We start from the raw sequence: 16,466 nt of genomic DNA, 5'->3' as shown, positions 1-16,466 counted from the left end.
AATCCTCAAAATGGTTTGTCGAGGCGGGTAACGGCCTGACGTAAAAAATCAATGACTTTTACCGCCTCTGGCGTCAACGGTCGGGCGGCTATTTTTACCGTCCCGACATCCATATAAGTAATAAAATCATCAATCGTTCTGTGCATGACGCGCAGACCATCCAGTGACCACGGGCGATACACCAGGTCGGATAAAATGGTTATCCCTCTGCCTTTTGCAACCAGACTTCTTATTGCTTCAAAAGAGTTGCTGCGAAAACTGATATTGGGCGTATAGCCACGCTGCTGCCAGTAATCGATGATTACGTCAGGGTACTTATCGGTTTCCAGCAGTAAAAATGGTAGTTTCTCGACGTCTATTAAACGGATCGATGCCTGGCTCTGTAGCGGATGCCCAATAGACGTCCACAGGCGGCGCTGTGAACGAATAAATGTTTCGATCTCCAGGTCGTTATCATGGTTGATATTTGAGGTCAGAAGCAGGCAAAAATCGACCTTTTGTTCCCGTAGCGCCTGTACCAGTTCCGGTGCAGTGGCTTCATAAAACACGATCTCCAGCAAAGGGAAACGTCGTTCAATATCGTTGAGTATATCCGGAATAAGATAGGCAGAGAGCGTTTCGGCAATGCCTATGCGCACTGTGCCGGTGAGAATTTCGCTCCTGTCATGCAGGGCGTCAATAGCCGAGTGGCTACTGTTAATGATGTTGCAGGCATGTGCCAGAAAGCGCTCGCCCTCAGCGGTGAGCTTCACACCTTTGGGATAACGTACAAATAGCTGCACGTCTAATGCTTCTTCCAGGTTCCGCATGGCAATGGTCATTGATGACTGAGAAATATGACAGCGTGCGGCAGCTTTGGAAATTTGTAATGTTTCTGCAAGCGCGATGTAAAACTCAAGTTGCCTTAGCGTAAATTTCATAGTTTTAATCTATGCAGATGGATAAAAACGTTATATTAGCATTCATTCTCACGCCGCCGTAGCCTTGTGGTCATACCGTACAACTGACAATAAGGCGCAAATATGCCCTATCTTTTACTCAGTCTGGCTGCCTGTTTTTGGGGTGGAAATTATGTGATTGGTCATCTCTTGGTCGCTGAAGTTAATCCCATCGTTTTATCAGCGGCACGCTGGGTATTTACCGCGTTATTATTGATGACGCTCTATTTTCGTCAGGTCACAGAGCAATGGCCGGTGATGAAAAAATCCTTTGGTACTATCGTCTTCCTTGCGCTTTGTGGTCAGGTTCTTTTCCCCTTAACGTTGTATATCGGCTTGCAATATACAACCTCGCTTAATGCCGCGATTTATATGTCCACCACCCCGGCGCTCGTACTGTTAATCAATAAGTTCTTTTTTAAAGAGCGGATTTCTGCGCGAAATATAGCTGGTGTGATCCTGAGTACTGTTGGTGTTATATGGCTGGTGTCGCAGGGTGATATGATAAATGCGCGGGTATTTGCACATCTGAATCAGGGCGATTTCTGGACCATGGGGTCAGCGTTAAGTTGGGCCGTCTATTGTGCTTTTTTACGCATTAAACCGCGTGAGGTAAAGGGAAATGCCTTTGTCGCAGTGAGCGCGCTGTTAGGTGCGATTGTACTTATTCCGGTACTGGCTCTGGAGTTGATACGCAATGGTATGCCGGGATGGAATAGCTATGCCAATACAGGCGTTGTAACTGGGCTGGCATACCTTGTTATTTTTCCTTCCTGGCTGTCATATCTATTATGGAACAAAGGGATTAGCGCCATTGGCGCAACGCGTGGAGAGATCTATTCACACTTGATCCCATTGAGTGGCGGATTATTTAGCGTGATGTTTTTGCACGTCACTCTGCATTCATATCATCTGGTGAGCGCGTTGGTTATTATGTGCGGTATAGCATTGTGTTCCCGTCCGAGTGCAAAAAAAGGCTCGCAGCAGCGCGTGGCGTGAAAAGCGGGTAAATTAGCTTATGGTGGCGCCCCCGGTAATATTTACCACTGTGGCGGTCATGGCGCTGGCATGGTCTGAAGCGAGAAAGGTTGTAACCTCAGCGATTTGTGCAAGCGTAGGCAGGCGCGCGAGCATGGTACTTTGCGCCGCCCCCACTAACCATTGATCGACGGTTAAACCCATTGACTGTGCTTTAGCGGTGAAAATTTCTCCGGTATAGGAGCCAGCCGCTACAGCATCCACAATCGCATGCGACCGCACGCCGACGACACGAATGTTTATTGGTCCCGTCTCGCTGGCGAGCGCCTTAATAAAAGCCTCTGTTCCTGCACAGCCGACGATATGGCCGAGATGCCCAGGCATCGCCATCGGGGCTGCGGGCGCAACGATGGTGAGAATAACGCCTGCTCGATTGCCGCCCATGTGCGGCGTTTCGGCTTTTGCGATATTGAACTGCGCCGCAAGAAAAGGGGTGATACCGCTCATAAACTCAGAGAGGGATAATGCATCGATGCGCTTGCCCTGTTCGTGCATAAATCCCGTTGCGTTAACCACCACATCTATTCCACCGGTTTGCTGTACAAGGCGGGTAACTTCCTTCGATGCGTTGTGCTCGTCGAGTACATCGGTGATAAAGGTTTCGACTGTACCACCCGCCGTTCGGATGCCACTGGCGGTCCAATCCAGCTTTTCCTGACGGCGCGCGCCCAGATACACATGGGCCCCTTCGCGCGCCATAGTATGCGCAACTGCACTACCAATAGCGCCGCTGCCACCGAAGATCATTGCGACTTTGCCTGAGAGTAACATAGCAACCCCATCACCATTTAGCACCGAGTAAAGTATGTGCCATAACGGGCATGCTGCAAATTTGAGAAAGCGTTTCCGGGGAACCTCACTCAGCGATGAAAAATCAGGTTATGTCGGGGACATTGCTGCTATAGATCTTATAGCAGCAATGTCTATCAGCTCATTTTAACGCCGATCAGTTACTGTAAGTGTTTGATATTTATTTAACATGTATATCATTATCAAAATTATCAAAAGCAAGTACATCATCCAGATGCTGGTATTTAGCTCAATTAAAAAACTACCGACACCTCCGATGACTGACGGAATAACCAGCGAGGCGGCTCCCATCAACGCAGAGGTCGCTCCCAGGTTGGTGCGCTGGCTGGACATGGTCAGGTAGGTATAGAGTGATTCGAACATCCCTCCAGCAAACATCAGGATAATAAAGAAGAATATAAAAATATTGACGTGATAACTAAGTATTATTAATGGAATACACAGTACAATAAATGAGGCGATGATTTTCAGCCACGAATTCAAAATTTGCGGCGCAGACCTTTTCTTAAGAAGTTTACCTGATAATGCAGCCCCCAGCAGTAGGAAGCCTCCAATAATTGATGAAAGCACACCAAATTGCGTTGATGAGTATCCAAACGTAACCATAAAAATAAATGGGGAGGCTGTGACATAGCAATAAATCAGCGAAAATGACAGACCAAGAGACAGACAAGGTAGATAAAATCGAGGTTGTTTGCTGATCTCTTTATACGTATTAAATGATGATTTTAATGAATAGGCAACCCTTCTCTCATGGCTGAGTGTTTCAGGGAAGTTAAAATAAACGTATATTAACGTTATAATAGCATAGCCACATATCATTAAAAAAATTGCGCGCCATCCCCATAAGTCATTAATTACCCCTCCCAGCAGGGGCGAAGCAATGGGAACGACACCTTCGATAGTGATGATGATGGCATACAGCGTCGCGGCCACTGAACCACGAGTTACATCTCGAACTGCGCTGATTGCTGTAACCAGCGTTATTGATATAGAAAGACCTTGTATGACACGGATCGCCAGAAACATAACCAGACCGGTTGAGAGCGTGAGACAATATGTTGTCACGCCATAAATAACCGCACCTGTAAGCATAATTTTTCGCCGGCCAATAGCATCAGATAATGGACCAAAAATTAGCTGTCCAAAACCAATGCATAGGGTATAAATCATAATCGACAACTGCGTGGTTGAGACATTTTTTTCAAATTCTTTTGCGATGTCGGGAATTGAAGGTAAATAAGTGTCCACTCCCAGAATTCCCATTATCGTCAACATGGCCAGGCCGACAGTAAAGTAAATTATGTTCTTTCTATGAATAACAGTTTGCAGCTTCATTACTTATCACCATGAGTAAATTAAAAGCATGAAAAAGTTCACTATTTAAATAGAGATGTTGTGGATAATTATCGTGTAGGCAATAAAACAGAGTTGAAATGAACTGTCAAACTTTTGACTCAAAAAATTGAGATATGAGTCACAGGTATATAGCCATAATTTTCGATGGTAGGGTTCCAGTTAAATTTAATTGTGTTTGATTGCCAGGCAGCACGAGGAACCATAAGTACACTGACTTCGAATACGGGCATACTGCTGGTGTTGGTGTTGGTGTTGGTGTTGGTGTTGGTGTTGGTGTTGGTGTTGGTGTTGGTGTGGGTGTACGTGATTGATTTTTTCAGTAGTAAATTTCAGGCAACAAAAAACCCATCAACCTTGAACCAAAACGGCGGGGTTGATGGGCTCCACAAATTGGGGACATCAAAGAAAAGCAGTGGCAATAGTTATGACTGACACCTTGAAGAAAAGTTCTGCTTACCTGCAAAAAATTTTCGTTTAAGGGTAAATTTCAGCGCTAACCAAGGCCAGGCCAGACAATGACGATGAGTGTCCCCGCTAATGTCAGCAGAACGTTGGCTATCGCGTAGGTCCCGGCATAGCCTAACGCAGGGATGTTGCTGCGTGCGGTGTCGCTGATGATTTCCATTGCCGGAGCACAGGTACGTGCGCCCATCATGGCGCCAAACAGCAGGGCGCGGTTCATGCGTAATACGTAAGCACCAAACAAGAAACAGATAACAACCGGAACCAGGCTGACTACCAGACCGGCAATCAACATTTGACCACCGACGGCCCCCAGCCCATTACCAATGCCACTGCCTGCGCTTAAACCGACGCCAGCCATGAATACCATCAGGCCAAACTCTTTCACCATGTTCAGCGCACCTTGTGGGATGTAGCCAAACGTTGGGTGGTTGGCTCGCAGGAAACCCAGCATGATGCCGGCGAACAGCAGTCCAGCCGCATTCCCGATGCCGAAGCTGAAATTACTGAACTGGAAGGTGATCATCCCGATCATCAGACCGATGATAAAGAAGGCGCAGAAGGCCAGCAGATCGGTCACCTGACTGTGAATCGAAATGAAGCCGATACGATCGGCAATGGTTTTCACGCGACGAGCATCACCGCTGACCTGCAATACGTCACCTTTGTTGAGCACGACGTTGTCATCAATAGGCATTTCAATCTGGCTGCGGATCACGCGGTTCAGGAAACAACCGTGGTCGGTCAGTTTCAACTGAGCCAGGCGACGACCAACGGCATTGTGGTTTTTCACTACAATTTCTTCAGTGACGATGCGCATATCGAGCAGATCGCGATCGAACACCTCTTTACCGTTACGGAAGCTGGGATCGAGGCGGGCATGGGCGTCTGGATAACCCACCAGGGCTATCTCATCGCCCATTTGTAGCACCGCGTCACCATCCGGGTTGGCAAGAATGCCGTTGCGACGGATACGTTCAATGTAACAACCGGTCTGACGATAAATACCCAGTTCGCGCAGATTTTTACCATCAGCCCATGCCACCAGCTCCGGGCCAACGCGATAGGCGCGAATCACCGGGAGGTAAACTTTACGATTGGCGTCAGTATCCAGGCCCCGTTCACGCGCGATTTGTTGGGCGCTGGTTTGCAGGTCCTGATGCTGAAGTTTCGGCAAATAGCGCGCACCAACAATCAGACTGACCAGACCAATCAAATAGGTGAGGGCGTAACCCAAGCTCAGGTTATCGAGAGCGCTTGAAAGTTGTGTCCCTGACATTCCTGAATGGCGCAAGGTGTCACCTGCGCCGACCAGCACCGGCGTTGAGGTCATCGAGCCAGCCAGCATACCCGCCGTCAGGCCGATGTCCCAGCCAAATAGCTTACCCAGCCCCAGGGCGATCAGCATTGCGCTACCGACCATCACCAGGGCAAGCATTAGATAATTTTTCCCATCGCGAAAAAAAATCGAAAAAAAGTTGGGGCCGGCTTCGACGCCGACGCAAAAAATAAACAGCATAAAGCCGAGATTTAATGCATCGGTGTTAATACTAAAGTGCTGCTGACCTAATAATAGGGAGACCACTAAAACGCCAATGGAATTACCGAGTTGGACTGAACCCAGACGCAATTTGCCCAGACACAGGCCCAGAGCCAGGACCACAAATAATAACAGGATGTAATTCCCATTTAACAAATCTGCGACGTTTATATTCACGGAGACTAACTTCTTGTTTACTAGTAAGCTATTGAAAGAAATGGCAATTTACGCTAATGTTTTTGCCAGAAATTAAGGGGCGATAGCATCGTACACAGCCCCGAATAATGCAGCATAACAATATATGCGGCTAGTTTAATCTCATTACGTATCAACGGCTATAAGAATCGTGTGGGTGTGTTTTTGGCATGGAATGCCGAGTTACTTTATCTGACTGGACGCCTGCGGGCGAAAAGAGTGTTCGATAGAGAATGTGTCAGGAGGAACGATTGAAACATAAGCAAAGTTGGGCGAGTGCGGTCTGCTGCTTTGTGCTCTTTATTGTGGTGTGTCTTTCATTAACGCTGAACGTGAAAGGGGCATTCAGAGCAGCAGGGCATCCTGAGGTCGGATTGTTGTTTTTTATCTTACCTGGTGCTGCAGCAAGCTTTTTTTCCCATCGTCGGGAAGTACTCAAACCCCTTCTTGGTGCAATGTTGGCGGCGCCGTGCTGCCTGTTACTGATGCGTTTCGTTTTTATGCCGACGCGTTCATTGTGGCAAGAGCTGGCGTGGTTGTTTAGTGCGGTGTTTTGGTGCGCGCTTGGCGCATTATGTTTTTTATTTATCAGTAGCTTATTCAATCAGCATCAACGGCGGAAAAAGAACTGATGACGCCCTCAAGCTGAGGGCGTAGAAACAGCTATCAGGCGAATAGATTCATATTCTCTTTTGCCCATGCTTCAAAATCCGTGCAGCCGCCGATGTGTTTTTGATCGACGAAAATCTGCGGAACGGTTTCAACTGGCTTACCTACTGTTTTTTCCAGATCTGCTTTGGTAATTCCTTCAGCATGGATATCAATGTAGCGGAAGTTAAAATCGTCATGCTCACTGCTTAATTTTTCTGCTAATTCTTTTGCGCGCACGCAATACGGGCACCCTGGGCGACCAAAAATAACGGCAAACATCTCTTTCTCCTCGAACTTATCAGGCCGGATGGCAATACTTGTTATGATGCCGCGATTTGTGACGGATGGAAAGCAGGTTCAGCCTGTTGCTTTGATATCCTCAAGCTATATCTGTTAAACACGGCAAGCCGGAACGTTTTATAATGAAAGCCATTTCGCCGGGAGGCCGCGTATGCGCACAATTGGTGTATTACCCAAAAGCGTATTGATGCTGGAAATAATTGGGATGGTTTTGTTATCGCTGGCGCTGCTATCGCTTAACGATTACCTCACCTTGCCCGCACCGCTTAACAGCCCGTTAGCCTGCGTGGTGATGATATTTCTGGGCGTACTGCTGATGCTCCCTGCTGCGGTGGCGTTGGTGTGGCGTATTGCTCAACTGCTGGCACCGCAACTGATGTCACGCGCACCCGGTGATTCAACTGATTTAGACAGAGACAAAAGAGATGACACCAACCATTGATTTACTCCGCAGCCACCGTTCCATTCGCCATTTTACCGATGATGATATTTCGGATGCACAGCGTGAGGCGATTATTGCCGCCGCTCAGGGAACGTCAAGCTCCAGTTTTCTACAGTGCACGACGATCGTTCGTATAACGGATAAATCTCTGCGTGAATCGCTGGCTACCTTATCTGGCGGCCAAAAGCATGTGGCGCAGGCCGCTGAGTTCTGGGTGTTTTGCGCTGATTTTAATCGTCATTTGCAGATTTGCCCTGATGCGCAACTTGGGCTGGCGGAACAGCTGCTGCTGGGCGTGGTTGATACTGCAATGATGGCGCAAAATGCGTTGACGGCGGCAGAGTCGCTGGGACTTGGCGGCGTATTCATTGGCGGTTTGCGTAACAATATTGAGCCGGTCACCGAACTACTGAAGCTGCCGCAGCACGTTCTGCCGCTGTTTGGTTTGTGCCTTGGCTGGCCTGCGGATAACCCGGATATCAAGCCGCGCCTGCCTGCGTCGCTTGTTGTGCACGAAAACCAGTATCAGCCGCTCGATACAGACGTTTTGTCGCAGTATGACGAACAGCTTGCGCAGTACTATCTGACCCGCGGCAGCAATACGCGTCGTGACACCTGGAGCGATCACATTCGCCGTACCATCATTAAAGAAAGTCGCCCCTTTATCCTGGAATATTTGCATAAACAGGGATGGGCCACGCGCTAAAGATTTTAACCCAGTGTATGATACGCCAGCTTTTACCAGGTCATTCAGAGAGGTGCAGGGTGAAAATTGCCATTTTGTCCCGGGACGGAACGCTCTATTCTTGTAAACGCCTGCGTGAAGCGGCGATGCAGCGCGGTCACCTGGTTGAAGTTATCGATCCCCTTTCTTGCTATATGAACATCAGTCCGGCGGCATCTTCTATTCATTACAAGGGCCGTCAGCTTCCCCATTTCGACGCGGTGATCCCGCGGATTGGTTCCGCGATTACCTTTTATGGGACGGCGGCGCTGCGCCAGTTTGAGATGCTGGGTAGCTATCCGTTGAATGAATCGGTAGCGATTACACGAGCGCGCGATAAGCTGCGTTCGCTACAGCTGCTGGCGCGTCAGGGAATTGATTTACCCATCACCGGGATAGCCCACTCTCCCGACGATACCAGCGACATGATTGACATGGTTGGCGGTGCGCCGTTGGTGGTGAAACTGGTTGAAGGCACCCAGGGTATTGGCGTGGTGTTGGCGGAAACGCGGCAGGCTGCAGAAAGCGTGGTAGATGCCTTTCGTGGGCTGAATGCCCATATCCTGGTTCAGGAATATATCAAAGAAGCGAAGGGGCGCGATATCCGCTGTTTCGTGGTGGGCGACGAAGTAGTGGCCGCCATTGAACGACGGGCTAAAGAGGGCGATTTTCGTTCTAATCTCCATCGCGGTGGTGTGGCGACTATTGCGAGTATCACGCCGCGCGAAAGAGAAATTGCGCTCAAAGCCGCCCGGACTATGGGCCTGGACGTTGCAGGCGTTGATATTCTGCGCGCTGATCGAGGGCCACTGGTCATGGAGGTCAACGCGTCTCCGGGGCTGGAAGGAGTGGAGAAAACCACCGGGATAGACATAGCTGGCAAGATGATCCAGTGGATCGAACGTCACGCTACGCCTGAATTTTGCCTTAAAATCGGCGGCTAAGCGCAATATCGATTGCGATCGTGGTATGACACGCTCTTTTTGCGTAAGCTGTGCCGGTATTTTTTTCATCAATTGAGGTCGCACATTATTATGACATCACTGGTCGTTCCCACTCTGGATACGTTGCGTCAATGGCTCGACGACCTGGGCATGAGTTTTTTTGAATGCGATACCTGTCAGGCGCTGCATTTACCGCACATGCAGAATTTTGACGGCATCTTTGATGCAAAAGTTGATTTGGTCGATAACGTCATTCTGTTTTCCGCGATGGCAGAAGTCAGACCTTCTGCACTGCTGCCGCTGGCCGCCGATCTGTCCGCGATCAATGCCAGCTCACTGACGGTGAAAGCTTTTCTGGATATGCAGGATGATAATCTGCCAAAACTGGTGGTTTGCCAGTCTTTATCCGTTATGCCGGGCGTGACGTTTGAGCAGTTTGAATGTTTTGTTCGCCAGAGCGAAGAGCAGATATCGATGGTGATCCTTGAAGCCGGTGCGCATCAGCTGTTATTTAATGCTGAAGAAGATGCGCAGAATAGCACCGCTGAAATTCATTTCCTCCATTAATTCGTCCTGAATCTGGACATATATTGCGCAGCCGCTGCCAGAGCGGTTGCGTATTGCCCGTTTTTATTCTGTATTTAACCTTTCATTAAAGAATTATTCACCTCTATTCAGCGCCTTCCGCTTTACGTCATAGACAATTCCTGCATAAAAAATTGATAAAAGACGTTTTTTAATCTGGGCTATATCCACAATTCCTGGCTAAAGTTATTCTTGCGAAGCTTACCAACGTCATCATTTAAACAGCCCCTTGTGACCTGTTCTACGGCCACAATGTATGTTGAATGCCTGGACGGATGCCAGCGAGCAATAGCGGCGTGAGGAGAGGTCTCTCTTTACATCGGTGCCGCATGAAAGAATATGCACGTTTCTTGCATATCATTAGAGTGTGACATTTTTGTTCGTTTGTTAACGAACTTTCAGAAGGAAAGAGATTATGACCGCCTTAAATAAAAAATGGTTATCAGGCCTGGTTGCGGGTGCTCTGATGGCCGTCTCTGCCGGCACGCTCGCTGCTGAACAAAAAACGCTGCATATATATAACTGGTCTGATTATATTGCCCCGGACACGGTGGCTAATTTTGAAAAAGAGACCGGAATTAAAGTCATCTATGACGTATTTGATTCCAATGAAGTGCTGGAAGGTAAGCTCATGGCTGGCAGTACCGGCTTTGACCTTGTCGTTCCATCCGCCAGCTTCCTTGAGCGTCAACTGACCGCGGGCGTATTCCAGCCGCTGGATAAGAGCAAATTGCCGGGCTGGAAAAATCTTGATCCTGAACTGCTGAAGCTGGTGGGCAAACACGATCCGGACAACAAGTTTGCGATGCCGTATATGTGGGCTACGACCGGTATTGGTTACAACGTGGATAAAGTTAAAGCTGTGCTGGGGCCGGATGCGCCGGTTGACAGCTGGGATTTGATCCTCAAGCCAGAAAATCTGGAAAAACTCAAAAGCTGCGGTGTCTCTTTCCTTGATGCCCCCGAAGAGGTGTTCGCCACGGTGCTGAACTATTTGGGTAAAGATCCAAATAGTACCAAAGCGGATGATTACACCGGGCCGGCAACGGATCTGTTGTTGAAACTGCGACCGAATATTCGCTATTTCCACTCTTCGCAGTACATCAACGACCTGGCAAACGGTGATACCTGCGTCGCAATCGGCTGGGCTGGGGACGTATGGCAGGCAGCAAACCGTGCGAAAGAAGCGAAAAATGGCGTCAATATCTCCTTCTCAATTCCTAAAGAAGGTGCAATGGCGTTCTTTGACGTATTCGCGATGCCTGCCGATGCGAAAAACAAAGACGAAGCCTATCAGTTCCTCAACTACCTGCTGCGCCCTGATGTGATTGCGCATATCTCCGACCACGTGTTTTATGCCAATGCCAACAAAGAAGCGACGGCTCTGGTCAGCCCTGAAGTTCGTGACAACCCGGGTATTTACCCGCCTGCGGATGTGCGAGCTAAGTTGTTCACACTGAAAGTACAGGATCCGAAGATCGATCGTGTACGTACCCGCGCATGGACGAAGGTAAAAAGCGGGAAATAAACCGATGTTTGGGACATGACCCGGCAGGATTTGTGCCTGCCGGGCAGCGTTGAGCCCGGACACATATAACCCGGCAATACGCACCGTTATGGTGCGTTATTTGCACCGTTTCTTTGTTTTATGCCGGAGAGCACCTGAGTGAATGATGCAACCCCACGCCCACAAGCGAAAATCCGCAAGGCGCTGACCCCGCTGCTTGAAATTCGCAATCTGACCAAGTCATTTGACGGTCAGCACGCCGTTGATGACGTCAATCTTACTATCTACAAAGGTGAAATATTTGCTCTGCTCGGCGCGTCCGGCTGTGGCAAATCGACACTGCTGCGCATGCTGGCGGGATTTGAACTGCCGACTACCGGGCAAATCATGCTTGATGGCGTCGATTTAGCGCATGTCCCGCCTTATCTGCGTCCAATTAATATGATGTTTCAGTCCTACGCCTTGTTTCCGCATATGACTGTCGAGCAGAACATTGCCTTTGGTCTCAAGCAGGACAAACTGCCGAAGGCTGAAATTGCCAGTCGGGTGAATGAGATGCTGGGACTCGTGCATATGCAGGAGTTCGCTAAACGCAAACCACATCAGCTTTCTGGCGGCCAGCGTCAGCGCGTGGCATTGGCGCGCAGCCTGGCAAAACGTCCAAAACTGCTGCTGCTGGATGAACCAATGGGGGCGCTGGATAAAAAACTCCGAGACCGCATGCAACTGGAGGTAGTGGATATCCTGGAACGCGTCGGTGTGACCTGCGTTATGGTGACGCACGATCAGGAAGAAGCCATGACGATGGCGGGTCGTATTGCGATCATGAATCGTGGAAAATTTGTCCAGATTGGTGAGCCAGAAGAGATCTACGAGCATCCGACCACGCGTTACAGCGCAGAGTTTATCGGTTCGGTAAACGTTTTTGAGGGACTGCTGAAAGAACGTCGGGAAGATGGTTTGGTGATTGAGTCTCCAGGACTGGTGCATCCGCTGAAAGTGGACGCCGATGCTTCTGTTGTCGATAACGTCCCGGTGTATGTTGCGCTGCGTCCGGAAAAAATCATGCTCTGCGAAGCGCCTCCGCCAGAGGGTTATAACTTCGCGGTAGGCGAAGTGGTGCACATTGCCTATCTGGGTGATTTGTCGGTGTATCACGTACGTTTGAAAAGCGGTCAGATGTTGAGCGCCCAGCTACAAAATGAGCATCGTTATCGTAAAGGGTTACCAACCTGGGGTGACGAAGTCCGTTTATGTTGGGATGCGGACAGCTGTGTGGTGTTGACGGTTTAAGGAGCGAAGATGAGTACACTTGAACCTGCGGCACGCGCGGATAACGCGGGGCGATTCAGGCTGTTTATGTCGCGGCTGCAAATGAAGCACGGGCGCAAGCTGGTGATCGCGCTGCCGTATGTGTGGCTGCTGCTCCTGTTTCTGCTGCCTTTTCTGATCGTCTTCAAAATCAGTTTGGCTGAAATGGCGCGCGCTATTCCACCCTATACTGACCTCGTTTCATGGGCTGACGATCAGTTATCCATCACGCTCAACTTAGGCAACTTCCTGCAACTGACGGACGATCCGCTCTATTTCGATGCCTACCTGCAATCGTTACAGGTGGCGGGAATTTCGACAATCTGTTGTCTGCTGCTGGGATACCCGCTGGCATGGGCAGTCGCGCACAGTAAACCCTCAACGCGTAATATTCTGCTGTTGCTGGTGATCCTACCGTCCTGGACCTCGTTTTTAATTCGCGTGTATGCCTGGATGGGGATCCTGAAAAACAACGGCGTCCTGAACAACTTTCTGATGTGGCTGGGTGTCATCGACCAACCGTTGACTATTTTGCACACCAATCTGGCGGTCTATATCGGCATTGTTTACGCCTATTTGCCCTTTATGGTGCTGCCGATTTATACCGCGCTGACCCGTATTGATTACTCGCTGGTGGAAGCGGCGCTGGATTTAGGTGCCCGACCGCTGAAGACTTTCTTTAGCGTGATTGTGCCGTTGACCAAGGGCGGGATTATTGCCGGGTCAATGCTGGTGTTTATTCCGGCTGTTGGCGAGTTTGTGATCCCTGAGCTGCTGGGCGGCCCGGACAGCATCATGATTGGCCGTGTGCTTTGGCAGGAGTTTTTCAATAACCGCGACTGGCCGGTGGCTTCTGCTGTCGCCATTATTATGCTGCTGTTACTGATTGTGCCGATCATGTGGTTCCACAAATATCAGCAAAAAAGCGTGGGGGAACACGGATGAATAACTTACCAGTCGTTCGCTCGCCGTGGCGTATTTTTATCCTGGTAGTTGGCTTTACCTTCCTGTACGCGCCGATGCTGATGTTGGTTATCTATTCGTTTAACAGCTCGAAGCTGGTGACGGTTTGGGCAGGGTGGTCAACGCGTTGGTATGGCGAGCTTTTTCACGATACCGCGATGATAAGCGCCGTAGGCATGAGCCTAACGATTGCCGCAGGCGCTGCGACGATGGCGGCAATCCTTGGTACCATCGCCGCCGTGGTAATGGTGCGCTTTGGTCGTTTTCGTGGTTCGAATGGTTTCGCCTTTATGATCACCGCGCCGCTGGTTATGCCAGATGTCATTACCGGTTTGTCGCTGCTGCTGCTGTTTGTAGCGTTGGCTCACGCCATCGGCTGGCCGGCTGATCGCGGAATGCTGACCATCTGGCTGGCGCACGTCACCTTCTGTACAGCGTACGTAGCGGTGGTGATTTCTTCACGTTTGCGCGAACTGGATCATTCCATTGAGGAAGCTGCGATGGATCTTGGCGCCACGCCGCTGAAGGTCTTTTTCGTCATCACGCTGCCGATGATTATGCCGGCGGTGATTTCCGGTTGGCTATTAGCCTTCACGCTGTCACTCGATGATCTGGTTATTGCCAGCTTTGTCTCTGGTCCTGGCGCCACAACGTTACCGATGCTGGTGTTCTCCAGCGTACGTATGGGGGTGAACCCGGAGATCAACGCGCTGGCAACGCTGATTCTTGGTGTGGTAGGAATTATCGGATTTATCGCGTGGTATCTGATGGCGCGAACAGAAAAACAACGGATCCGCGATATCCAACGTGCAAGACGCGGCTGAAAAAACTAAAATCTGCCAACCTGTCTATACGGCGCAGCTGTGGTGGTTGCGCCGTTTTCATGGAAGACGACGCGTTGGGATTTTTTAAGAAATCATCCACATCACATGCTCGCTTAAACGTCCCTGCTTTGGTGCAGGTGGCGGCGCTGGCTATTATTATGATCCGCTGTCTCGATCTGTTGATGATTTTTAATACGCTTGGGTTTCGTGGAACCAGTGAGTTTATTCATCGCAGTGTGCAGACCTGGAATTTGACGCTGGTGTTTCTGGGCAGTCTGGTGCTGCTATTTATCGAAATTTACTGTGCATTTTCGCTGGTAAAAGGACGGAACTGGGCACGCTGGATCTATCTGTTGACCCAGATTATCGCCAGCGTCTATCTGTGGGCTGCTTCGCTGGGCTACGGATATCCCGAACTGTTCAGTATTGCGGGGGAGTCCAGACGCGAAATCCTGCATACGCTGGTGATGCAAAAACTGCCGGATATGCTGGTATTGCTGCTACTGTTTGTTCCTGCGTCCAGCAGGCGGTTCTTCCGTTTGCAATAACGTGTATAATCTTGGCCCCCGGTTAATTTGTAGGTCTTTGTATGCAGTGCGCACTTTATGACGCCGAACGCTGTCGCTCCTGTCAGTGGATAACACAGCCTGTCGCCGATCAACTCTTCGCTAAAACAGCCGATCTGCAGAATCTGCTGGCCGATTATCCGGTCGGAGAATGGTGCGCGCCGGTCAGTGGTCCGGAAAGCGCGTTTCGCAATAAAGCCAAAATGGTGGTCAGCGGCAGCGTGGAAAAACCGTTGCTGGGGATGTTGCATCGTGACGGTACGCCGGAGGATTTGTGCGACTGTCCGCTCTACCCTGAGTCTTTTGCGCCCGTATTTTCCGTTCTTAAGCCGTTTATCGCCCGAGCAGGATTAACACCCTATAACGTTGCGCGTAAACGCGGGGAACTGAAATATTTGCTGTTAACGGAAAGCCGGTTCGATGGCGGCATGATGCTGCGTTTTGTCCTGCGTTCTGAAGCAAAACTGGCACAGCTGCGCGCGGCGCTGCCCTGGCTGCAGGCACAACTCCCACAGTTAAAAGTGATCACTGCCAATATTCAGCCGGTGCATATGGCGATTATGGAAGGGGAGACAGAAATCTTCCTGACGGAACAACAGGCGCTGGCGGAACGCTTTAACGATGTACCGTTGTGGATCCGCCCACAGAGCTTCTTCCAGACTAACCCGGTGGTGGCGGGGCAGTTGTATGCCACGGCGCGCGACTGGGTGCGTCAGCTTCCGGTTAATCACATGTGGGATCTGTTTTGCGGCGTTGGGGGTTTTGGTCTGCACTGCGCTACACCGCAAATGAAACTGACGGGGATTGAAATCGCGCCAGAGGCGATTACCTGCGCGAAGCAGTCGGCGCAGGAACTTGGGTTGCAGAATCTGCATTTTCAGGCGTTGGATTCAACTCAGTTTGCTACCGCTCAGGGCGAAGTTCCGGATCTGGTGCTGGTGAATCCGCCGCGTCGCGGGATTGGGAAACCGCTGTGCGATTTTCTTTCCCGCATGGCACCGCGTTTTATTGTTTATTCCAGCTGTAATGCGCAAACCATGGCGAAGGATATTCGTGAGTTGCCTGGGTATCGAATTGAACGCGTTCAGCTTTTCGATATGTTCCCGCACACCTCGCATTATGAAGTGTTAACGCTGCTCAGCCGACAATAACTGCTATGCCTGATGGCGCTTCGCTAATCAGGCCTACAGGTTGTTCGTCATTCGTAGGCGGATAAGGTGCTTGCACCGCATCCGGCAAATCAATATGCGAAAAAAAAGCCCGTACTTGCGTACGAGCTCTTCTTTAAATATGGCGGTGAGGCGGGG

At 50.0% G+C, this 16,466-nt stretch carries 17 protein-coding genes; 12 read left to right on the top strand and 5 right to left on the bottom strand.

Annotation, left to right across the window (positions count from 1 at the left end):
* Positions 1-5: 5 nt before the first annotated feature.
* On the bottom strand, positions 6-920 hold the full coding sequence (locus tag GUC46_RS15630) for a LysR family transcriptional regulator (protein WP_003836947.1): 915 nt from the start codon (positions 918-920) through the stop codon (positions 6-8).
* Positions 921-1,022: 102 nt separating this feature from the next.
* Here GUC46_RS15630 and GUC46_RS15625 point away from each other — a divergent pair, with 102 nt between their 5' ends.
* Positions 1,023-1,937: a DMT family transporter gene (locus tag GUC46_RS15625; protein WP_016149848.1), complete on the top strand. Its 915-nt coding sequence runs from the start codon at positions 1,023-1,025 to the stop codon at positions 1,935-1,937.
* Between the two features lie 12 nt (positions 1,938-1,949).
* Here GUC46_RS15625 and GUC46_RS15620 read toward each other — a convergent pair whose 3' ends face one another.
* The 3 genes from GUC46_RS15620 to GUC46_RS15610 all read right to left on the bottom strand — a co-directional run bounded on the left by GUC46_RS15620 (position 1,950) and on the right by GUC46_RS15610 (position 6,324).
* Complete coding sequence (locus tag GUC46_RS15620) at positions 1,950-2,747, bottom strand: SDR family NAD(P)-dependent oxidoreductase (RefSeq protein ID WP_160180472.1); 798 nt, start codon at positions 2,745-2,747, stop codon at positions 1,950-1,952.
* Positions 2,748-2,912: 165 nt separating this feature from the next.
* Positions 2,913-4,124 (bottom strand): multidrug effflux MFS transporter, encoded by a 1,212-nt coding sequence (locus GUC46_RS15615; protein WP_130714838.1) that lies wholly within the window; start codon positions 4,122-4,124, stop codon positions 2,913-2,915.
* A 514-nt stretch (positions 4,125-4,638) separates the two neighbouring features.
* Positions 4,639-6,324, bottom strand: coding sequence for an aspartate:alanine antiporter (locus GUC46_RS15610; protein WP_003035354.1), 1,686 nt, complete (start codon positions 6,322-6,324; stop codon positions 4,639-4,641).
* A 269-nt stretch (positions 6,325-6,593) separates the two neighbouring features.
* Here GUC46_RS15610 and GUC46_RS15605 point away from each other — a divergent pair, with 269 nt between their 5' ends.
* Positions 6,594-6,974, top strand: a complete 381-nt coding sequence (locus tag GUC46_RS15605) for an inner membrane protein YbjM (protein ID WP_003035356.1) — start codon at positions 6,594-6,596, stop codon at positions 6,972-6,974.
* A gap of 34 nt (positions 6,975-7,008) precedes the next feature.
* On the opposite strand, the gene GUC46_RS15600 is transcribed toward GUC46_RS15605, so the two are convergent.
* Positions 7,009-7,272 carry a GrxA family glutaredoxin gene (locus GUC46_RS15600; protein WP_003035358.1) on the bottom strand — a complete coding sequence of 88 codons (264 nt, stop codon included), beginning with the start codon at positions 7,270-7,272 and terminating at the stop codon, positions 7,009-7,011.
* Between the two features lie 172 nt (positions 7,273-7,444).
* On the opposite strand from GUC46_RS15600, the gene GUC46_RS15595 reads away from it, so the two are divergent.
* The 10 genes from GUC46_RS15595 (at position 7,445) to rlmC (ending at position 16,310) form a co-directional block, all read left to right on the top strand.
* Positions 7,445-7,735, top strand: coding sequence for a YbjC family protein (locus GUC46_RS15595; RefSeq protein ID WP_130714837.1), 291 nt, complete (start codon positions 7,445-7,447; stop codon positions 7,733-7,735).
* Positions 7,719-8,441: a nitroreductase NfsA gene (nfsA, locus tag GUC46_RS15590; RefSeq protein ID WP_044701671.1), complete on the top strand. Its 723-nt coding sequence runs from the start codon at positions 7,719-7,721 to the stop codon at positions 8,439-8,441. The genes GUC46_RS15595 and nfsA overlap by 17 nt, the downstream gene beginning before the upstream one ends.
* Before the next feature lie 59 nt (positions 8,442-8,500).
* On the top strand, positions 8,501-9,403 hold the full coding sequence (gene rimK, locus GUC46_RS15585) for a 30S ribosomal protein S6--L-glutamate ligase (RefSeq protein ID WP_003836932.1): 903 nt from the start codon (positions 8,501-8,503) through the stop codon (positions 9,401-9,403).
* Positions 9,404-9,493: 90 nt separating this feature from the next.
* Positions 9,494-9,970 (top strand): YbjN domain-containing protein, encoded by a 477-nt coding sequence (locus tag GUC46_RS15580; protein WP_003035368.1) that lies wholly within the window; start codon positions 9,494-9,496, stop codon positions 9,968-9,970.
* 433 nt (positions 9,971-10,403) lie between these two features.
* Positions 10,404-11,516, top strand: coding sequence for a spermidine/putrescine ABC transporter substrate-binding protein PotF (gene potF / locus GUC46_RS15575; RefSeq protein ID WP_003035370.1), 1,113 nt, complete (start codon positions 10,404-10,406; stop codon positions 11,514-11,516).
* Between the two features lie 138 nt (positions 11,517-11,654).
* Complete coding sequence (gene potG / locus GUC46_RS15570) at positions 11,655-12,788, top strand: putrescine ABC transporter ATP-binding subunit PotG (protein ID WP_003035373.1); 1,134 nt, start codon at positions 11,655-11,657, stop codon at positions 12,786-12,788.
* 9 nt (positions 12,789-12,797) lie between these two features.
* Positions 12,798-13,751, top strand: a complete 954-nt coding sequence (gene potH, locus GUC46_RS15565) for a putrescine ABC transporter permease PotH (RefSeq protein ID WP_130714836.1) — start codon at positions 12,798-12,800, stop codon at positions 13,749-13,751.
* A complete protein-coding gene (gene potI / locus GUC46_RS15560) occupies positions 13,748-14,593 on the top strand; it encodes a putrescine ABC transporter permease PotI (protein ID WP_003035376.1) in 846 nt (281 codons plus the stop codon). Before potH ends, potI begins: the two co-directional genes overlap by 4 nt.
* A 59-nt stretch (positions 14,594-14,652) precedes the next feature.
* Positions 14,653-15,141: a YbjO family protein gene (locus tag GUC46_RS15555; protein ID WP_003035378.1), complete on the top strand. Its 489-nt coding sequence runs from the start codon at positions 14,653-14,655 to the stop codon at positions 15,139-15,141.
* Positions 15,142-15,182: 41 nt separating this feature from the next.
* Positions 15,183-16,310 (top strand): 23S rRNA (uracil(747)-C(5))-methyltransferase RlmC, encoded by a 1,128-nt coding sequence (rlmC, locus tag GUC46_RS15550; RefSeq protein ID WP_044701666.1) that lies wholly within the window; start codon positions 15,183-15,185, stop codon positions 16,308-16,310.
* The last annotated feature ends 156 nt before the right edge of the window (positions 16,311-16,466 follow it).

It is taken from the genome of Citrobacter sp. LUTT5 (genome assembly GCF_009905315.1).
Classification (GTDB): domain Bacteria; phylum Pseudomonadota; class Gammaproteobacteria; order Enterobacterales; family Enterobacteriaceae; genus Citrobacter; species Citrobacter freundii.
Note: the sequence above shows the minus strand (reverse complement) of the source record. Positions and strands in the feature narration are given on the sequence as shown.